Below are 6415 nucleotides of genomic sequence, written 5' to 3' on the forward strand. Positions count from 1 at the left end.
AATGTTCCGGTCCGGCCCTCGACCGGTCCGGCCCTCGACCGGTCCGGCCCTCGACCGGTCCGGCCCTCGACCGGTCTGGCCTGCGGCGGGGTCCTGCTTGGCGCCGTCGACCAGCGCCGGCCGGCAGCTCCGGGACGCCGTCTAACCGACCGTCGGTGGCGCTTGGACTGTCGGTGGCGCCGGGACCACCGGCGGCGGAGCGGGCGGCTGGCCAGGTGCTGCCGGTTGGCCGGGTGCTGCCGGTTGGCCGGGCACCGCTGGTTGGCCGGGTGCTGTTGGTTGGTCGGGTGCCGGCCGGGGTGCCCACGTCCAGGCCGGCGCGGGGCCGTCCGGGCGTTCCGGACCCGGCTCCCAACGCGGGCCGGCCAGGACCACCAGCAGGGCCGCCAGGCTGAGCAGCCCACCCACCAGAAACGTGCCCCGGGCGTCGAGCAGTCGCAGCGCGGTACCGCCACACGCGGTGCCCAGCGCCACCCCCACGTTGTACGCCACCGAGTTGGCCGCCAGCGCAACCTCGGTACGCCCCGGAGCCACCCGCAGCGTCCGGTGCTGGGCCGCCAGGAACACCGGCGTGGCCGCGAACCCCAGCAGGGTGAGCAGCACCACGGTGATGGTCCGGTTCGCCACCAGGACCGCCAGCAGGAGCATCGCCACCGCCTGCAGCAGAATGCAGCCGGCGAGCACCGTACCGGGCCGGCGGTCCAGCAGCGCTCCGACGACCGCGACGCCCAGGAACCCGGCCAGCCCGAAGACGCCGAGCAGCAACCCCACCGGGCCGTCGGCGAAGCCACCCGCGGTGCGCAGCACCTCGACCAGATAGGACAGGCTGGTGAACGTCCCGGTGACGGCCAACGTCATCACGGCCAGCGTGGTCACGAACCGGAGCGCGTCCGGGGTCGCGCCGTACGCGGCGTCGCCCATCCGGGGTGGCGTCGAGGGCAGCAGGAGACCGATCAGGACCAGGGCCACCAGCGCGCACAGCGCGAGCAGCCGGAACGGCGCCGCCCAACCCTGCTGCCGGCCGAGCCAGTTCCCGACCGGCACGCCCAGCACCATGGCCAGGGCGCCGCCGACCGCGAGCAGGCCCACCACCCGTCCGCGCGCGGCCACCGGGAACATGCCCACCGCCACGGGCGCCATGATGCTCCAGAACAGCGCCTGGGCCACCGCGGTCGCCAGGCGGGCGGGCAGCAGGACGGCGTACGACGGCAGCAGGGTCGGGATCAGGCTCGCGCAGAGCAGTACGGACAGCACGCCGAGCAGCAGGAATCGGCGCGGCACGTGCCGGGTCCAGTGGGCCAGCGGCAGCGAGACGACGGCCACGGTGAGCCCGTACCCGCTGATCAGGTGTCCGATCGAGGTGAGCGGCACGTGCAGGTCCGTCGACATGATCCGGAGCAGCCCGATCGGCAGGCTCTCCGCGGTGTTGAAGCTGAACGCGGAGAGCATCAGCGCGCCGACGAGCAGCGCCCGTCGCCGGCCGCCGACCAGGACCATCCACTCCCCTTCCGCCGACCGCCGGAGCAACCGACGTCAGTCCGCAGAAGTGGACATAACACCCTAGAATGGATTAAGACAACCCGACCTGCCGTGGCGAGGGCGGCGACGGGTACGTACGGCGCTGTGGACCCCTTTCAGGGGTACGGCGTGACGCTGTGAATCCGGGGTGACCGGGCATCGGTTCGGATCATCCGGCCTGGACCAGTCACAGGCAGGGCGCGGACGGGTGGGCATTCTGTGCGGAAGAGGGGACTTGAACCCCTACGCCCGAAGGCACGGGAACCTAAATCCCGCGTGTCTACCTATTCCACCACTTCCGCTGGCCCAAGCAGTCTAGAACGTCGTGCCTGGACCGTGTTGAGCCCTGCCGCCCGCAGAATCGTTGACACTGTGCCATGGCTGACCCCATGACCGTCGGCGGTCAGCAGCCGAGCCAGTGGCTTCGGGCCCAGCTCTGGGTGCGCGAGTGCGTACGCGATGACTCGCTCACGTCGATCTTCCGCGCGCCAACTCCGACCGCCGGTCCGTGGGCGTAGCAGACCGTCCCGTTCGAGGCGGTGGCGGAGCCGATGCAGGTGGGCGAGGCTGCAACCGGCCACTCGTGCCACCGCGGTGGCGGTCAACTCCCGGCGGTCGACCCGGTCTGGCAACTCGACCAATCGGGACTCTGTGACGGCCGGCCGGTCGCCCCGCAGCACGGATCCCGAGACCCCGGCCGCTGGGTCCGGAACTCCGAAGATCCGGCGATTGCGTCCGGCATAGGTCGGAGTCTGACTGTGACAATTGGGGCAGAGAAACCGCAGGTTCTCCAGTCGGCAGTCCCAGACCGAACCGTTGCGGTGGTCCGCCTGAAGGGTCAGCGGTCGTCCCGCCCAGACTGGTCCGATGCCGCATTCCGCGCACCGCTCGGGTATGTCGGATTCAACAAGAGCCCGGCGGAGCAACTCGGGGCGTGCCCGTCGCTGGTCACGGTCGCGGCGTACCAGGATCTGCTCGGCGGATAGCCGGGGAGGGACCCGCCCCGAACCGCCTCGTCGAGTGAAGTGTGAGGTGTCGAGGCCCAGCGCGATGATCCGTGCGATATCGGTGGCGGTGTATCGATACCTCACCATGGCGAGACCGTATCGGGTGGTACCGACACCACCGGGCCACGACAGCGCCCGCCCCGGCCTGCTCGGCTGGGGTTGATCAGTCCAGGCCGAGGTCCCGGCGCAGCTTGGCGACGTGTCCGGTGGCCTTGACGTTGTACATGGCCTTCTCGATCCGGCCCTCCGGATCGATGACGAAGGTCGAGCGGATCACGCCGGTCACCGTGCGGCCGTACATCTGCTTCTCGCCGTACGCCCCGTACGCGGTCAGCACCGCCTTGTCCTCGTCGCTGACCAGGGGGAAGGTGAGTGCGTCCCGGTCGCGGAACTTCGCGAGCTTGGCGGGCTTGTCCGGCGAGATGCCGACCACCTCGTACCCGGCGGTCTGGAGTGAGGCGAGCGAGTCACGGAAGTCACACGCCTGCTTGGTGCAGCCGGGCGTCATGGCGGCCGGGTAGGCGTACAGAAGGACCTTCCGGCCCCGCAGGTCGGCCAGCGAGAGCGCTTCACCGGTGTCGGTGGGCAGGGTGAACTCGGGGGCGGGATCACCGGGGGACAGGCGGGTCGGCTCGGTCATGGCCGTGACCATACCGTCGCCGGCCCGGGCCGGTCGGCACGGTGGCGATCCCAGGCCGTGACCTTGACCGGCTGGCCACCCTCCCGGGGCTTGTTGCAAGATATTGGCAACAGCGTCAGGTTGGCGGGACGTCGACGGGTGACCGACGGCGCCGGGCGGTAGGGAGATCGGGTGCGTACGGTCGCGATGCACATCTCGAACGGGATCATCAACGGCCCGGTCGCCGGGGTCTTCGCGGCGTTCGCGCTGGCCGTGCTGGCGCTGTGCGTCCTGCGCGGCCGGCGGGACCTGGACGACCGGCTGGCCCCGATGGCCGGCCTGGTGGCGGCGTTCATCTTCGCGGTGCAGATGCTCAACTTCCCGATCTTCACGGGCGCGGTGAGCGGTCACCTGCTGGGTGGTGCGCTCGCGGCGATGCTGGTCGGGCCGTGGGTGGGCGCGCTGTGCGTGGCGGTGGTGCTGATCGTCCAGTCGCTGGTCTTCGGCGACGGCGGGGTGGCCATGCTCGGCCTCAACGTCACGAACATGGCGATCATCGGGACCGCCGCGGCGTACCTGCTGATCGCCCTGCTGCTGCGGACGCTGCCGCGCAGCCCGGCCGGCCTCGCGGTGACCGCCTTCACCGCCTCCCTGGTCAGCGTGCTGGCCGCCAGCCAGGGGTTCGTGTTCGAGTACTGGCTCGGTGGCACCGCCGGGCTCAGCGGTGGCATCGGTGGCCTGGCCGGCACGATGGGCGGGGTCCACCTGCTGATCGGGGTCGGCGAGGGCCTGATCACCGCGACCACCGTGCTGGCCGTCGCCCGGGTCCGGCCCGACCTGGTGTACGCGCTCCGAGCCCTGCCGCCGGCCCGCGCGACGGGCCGCCGGATCGGCCGGCCCCACCCGCCCGGCTCGGCCGTGCCGTCGCCGGAGCCGGTCCTGGCGGGGCCGGTCCTGGCGGGGCCGGACGTGGCGGGGCCGGACGTGGCGAAGCCGGATCTGGCGACGGCACCATCCGGCCCGACCGTGCCGGCATCCGGCCCGGCCGGGGGAGCGCCGAGCCCGACGCCGCCGGTCGACCCGTCGACCGCTGGCGGTACGCCGGCCCCCGGCGGTACGCGGTGAGGAGGCGTTCGTGGGTCTTCGTGATCGCGGGGCTGCTGGTCGCGCTGGTGCTCGCGGGAGTGGTGAGCAACTTCGCCTCGCCGCATCCGGACGGGCTGGACGCGTCGCTGCGCGCGGGTTGCACGGTTGACGCCCACGACAACATCACCGGCGGCAACTGCCCGGCCCAGCGGGCCCGTGGTCACGAACTGGGCGGCCCGCTGGCCAACTACGGCATCCGGGGCGTGGACAACCCGTACCTGTCGACCGGCCTGTCCGGGGTGCTCGGTGTGCTGATCACGTTCGCCCTCGGCGGCGGCGTCTTCTGGCTGGTCCGCCGCCGGGGCACCACCGGCGGGGACCGGGCCGGCGGGGATCGGGCCGGCGGGGATCCGGCGGCGTCGACCGGACGGCGAGGCTAGGCCGCGATGGGCACCGGACACGCGCACGTGCTGCACCTGGACCATGACTCACCCGTGCACCGGCTGCCGCCCGAGGTGAAGATCGCCGCGATGGTCGCGTTCACCATCTCGGTGGTCGCCACCCCCCGGCAGGCGTTCTGGGCCTTCGGCGGTTACGCGGCGCTGGTCGCCCTGGTGGCGGTGCTGGCCCGGGTACGCGCGCGCTGGCTGCTCGGCCGGGCGCTGATCGAGCTGCCGTTCGTGCTGTTCGCGGTGGCGTTGCCGGTGCTCGGCGCGGGGGACCGGGTGGACTGGTTGGGGCTGCGGCTGTCGGTGGACGGCCTGTACGGGGGCTGGAACATCCTGGCCAAGGGCACCCTCGGCGTACTGGCCTCGCTGCTGCTCGCCGCGACCACGACGAACCGGGACCTGATCCTCGGCCTGGACCGCCTGCGTTGCCCGCAGATCCTCACCCAGATCGCCACCTTCATGCTGCGCTACCTGGAGGTGCTGGCCGGTGAGGCCCGGCGGATGCGGGTGGCCCGTATCTCGCGCGGTGACGACCCGCGCTTCCTGTGGCAACTGCGTGGCTTCGCCGCCGGGGTGGGCGCGCTGTTCCTGCGCGCCTTCGAACGGGGGGAACGGGTCTACCTGGCCATGGTGTCGCGCGGCTACTCGGGCCGGATGCCGGTGGTGTGGCGGGCGGCCGGCGCGGCGACCGCCGCCCAGTGGGTGGCCGGAGCCGCCGTTCCGGTGCTGGCCGCCGGCATCGCCACGGCGGCGGTGCTGGTGTCATGATCGACGACATGGAACAGCCCGCCTCGCTGGACGTCCGTGGGGTCCGGTACGCCTACCCGGACGGGCACGTGGCGCTGCACCGGGTCGATCTGACGGTGCCCCGCGGGGACCGGGTGGCACTGCTCGGCCCGAACGGCGCCGGTAAGACCACCCTGGTGCTGCACCTGAACGGGATCCTCAGCCCGGTCGACGGGACGGTCACGGTGGGCGGGCTCACCGTGGACCGGGACCGCGCGACGCTGGCCGAGGTACGCCGCCGGGTCGGCATCGTCTTCCAGGACCCGGACGACCAGTTGTTCCTGCCGACGGTGGCCGAGGACGTCGCGTTCGGCCCGGCGAACCTGGGACTGCGCGGCGCCGAACTGGCCGCCCGGGTGGACGAGGCACTGACCGCGGTGGGCATGCTGGAACACCGGGACCGGGCCCCGCACCACCTGTCGTTCGGGCAGCGCCGCCGGGTCGCCGTGGCCACCGTGCTGGCCATGCGGCCCGAGATCCTGGTCCTGGACGAACCGTCGTCCAACCTTGATCCGGCCGCCCGGCGGGAACTGGCGGACATCCTGCGGGGCCTGCCGGTGACGCTGCTCATGGTGACCCACGACCTGCCGTACGCGCTGGAGTTGTGTCACCGGTCGGTGGTGCTGGACGCCGGCCGGATCGTGGCGGACGGGTCGACGCCGGACATCCTGGCCGACCCGGAGCTGCTGCGCCGGCACCGGCTGGAGCTGCCGTACGGCTTCGACCCGCGGCTGGCCGCCGCCCAACTCGCCGCCCGCCGATAAAGCCACCCCGGGCCGGGCGACCCGCTCCCGTATCCAGCCTGACCGCCAAGGCCGCTCGCCTCGGGTTGGGGGCCGGGCGACCCGCTCCCGTATCCAGCCTGACCGCCAAGGCCGCTCGCCTCGGGTTGGGGGCCGGGCGACCCGCGTCGGGATCAAGCCTGACCGCCCAGAGCGGGTCGTCCGGCC

At 72.6% G+C, this 6415-nt stretch carries 6 protein-coding genes, 1 tRNA gene and 1 pseudogene; 5 read left to right on the forward strand and 3 right to left on the reverse strand.

All coding sequences use genetic code 11. The features are described 5' to 3' along the window. Window positions 1–141: 141 nt before the first annotated feature. Both ACXN5W_RS20080 and ACXN5W_RS20085 read right to left on the reverse strand, forming a co-directional pair. On the reverse strand, window positions 142–1497 hold the full coding sequence (locus ACXN5W_RS20080) for an MFS transporter (RefSeq protein ID WP_473159872.1): 1356 nt from the start codon (window positions 1495–1497) through the stop codon (window positions 142–144). A gap of 241 nt (window positions 1498–1738) precedes the next feature. Beyond that, window positions 1739–1820: transfer RNA gene (locus ACXN5W_RS20085), tRNA-Leu, on the reverse strand. A gap of 75 nt (window positions 1821–1895) precedes the next feature. Here ACXN5W_RS20085 and ACXN5W_RS20090 point away from each other — a divergent pair. Next, window positions 1896–2036 carry a hypothetical protein gene (locus tag ACXN5W_RS20090; RefSeq protein WP_473159873.1) on the forward strand — a complete coding sequence of 47 codons (141 nt, stop codon included), beginning with the start codon at window positions 1896–1898 and terminating at the stop codon, window positions 2034–2036. Between the two features lie 652 nt (window positions 2037–2688). Here ACXN5W_RS20090 and bcp read toward each other — a convergent pair. Further along, entirely contained in the window at window positions 2689–3165 is a 477-nt protein-coding gene (gene bcp, locus ACXN5W_RS20095) for a thioredoxin-dependent thiol peroxidase (RefSeq protein ID WP_473159874.1), read from the reverse strand. Window positions 3166–3336: 171 nt separating this feature from the next. Here bcp and ACXN5W_RS20100 point away from each other — a divergent pair. From ACXN5W_RS20100 to ACXN5W_RS20115, 4 genes and pseudogenes are all read left to right on the forward strand, one after another. After that, window positions 3337–4014: pseudogene (locus ACXN5W_RS20100) on the forward strand (energy-coupling factor ABC transporter permease); the annotation flags it as partial. Between the two features lie 251 nt (window positions 4015–4265). Next, entirely contained in the window at window positions 4266–4670 is a 405-nt protein-coding gene (locus ACXN5W_RS20105; protein WP_473159875.1) for a PDGLE domain-containing protein, read from the forward strand. A 6-nt stretch (window positions 4671–4676) separates the two neighbouring features. Beyond that, the gene (gene cbiQ, locus ACXN5W_RS20110; protein ID WP_473159876.1) at window positions 4677–5447 is read left to right on the forward strand and encodes a cobalt ECF transporter T component CbiQ; all 771 of its coding nucleotides are present in this window, start codon (window positions 4677–4679) and stop codon (window positions 5445–5447) included. 8 nt (window positions 5448–5455) lie between these two features. Further along, window positions 5456–6229, forward strand: a complete 774-nt coding sequence (locus tag ACXN5W_RS20115; protein WP_473159877.1) for an energy-coupling factor ABC transporter ATP-binding protein — start codon at window positions 5456–5458, stop codon at window positions 6227–6229. Window positions 6230–6415 lie beyond the last annotated feature (186 nt).

Source organism: Plantactinospora sp. A48, assembly GCF_055793945.1.

Coding starts and splice junctions, on each gene's coding strand:
- ACXN5W_RS20115 (WP_473159877.1), top strand. CDS start 5,456: ATGGAACAGCCCGCCTCGCTGGACGTCCGTGGGGTCCGGTACGCCTAC.
- ACXN5W_RS20090 (WP_473159873.1), top strand. CDS start 1,896: ATGGCTGACCCCATGACCGTCGGCGGTCAGCAGCCGAGCCAGTGGCTT.
- bcp (WP_473159874.1), bottom strand. CDS start 3,165: ATGACCGAGCCGACCCGCCTGTCCCCCGGTGATCCCGCCCCCGAGTTC.
- ACXN5W_RS20080 (WP_473159872.1), bottom strand. CDS start 1,497: ATGGTCCTGGTCGGCGGCCGGCGACGGGCGCTGCTCGTCGGCGCGCTG.
- cbiQ (WP_473159876.1), top strand. CDS start 4,677: ATGGGCACCGGACACGCGCACGTGCTGCACCTGGACCATGACTCACCC.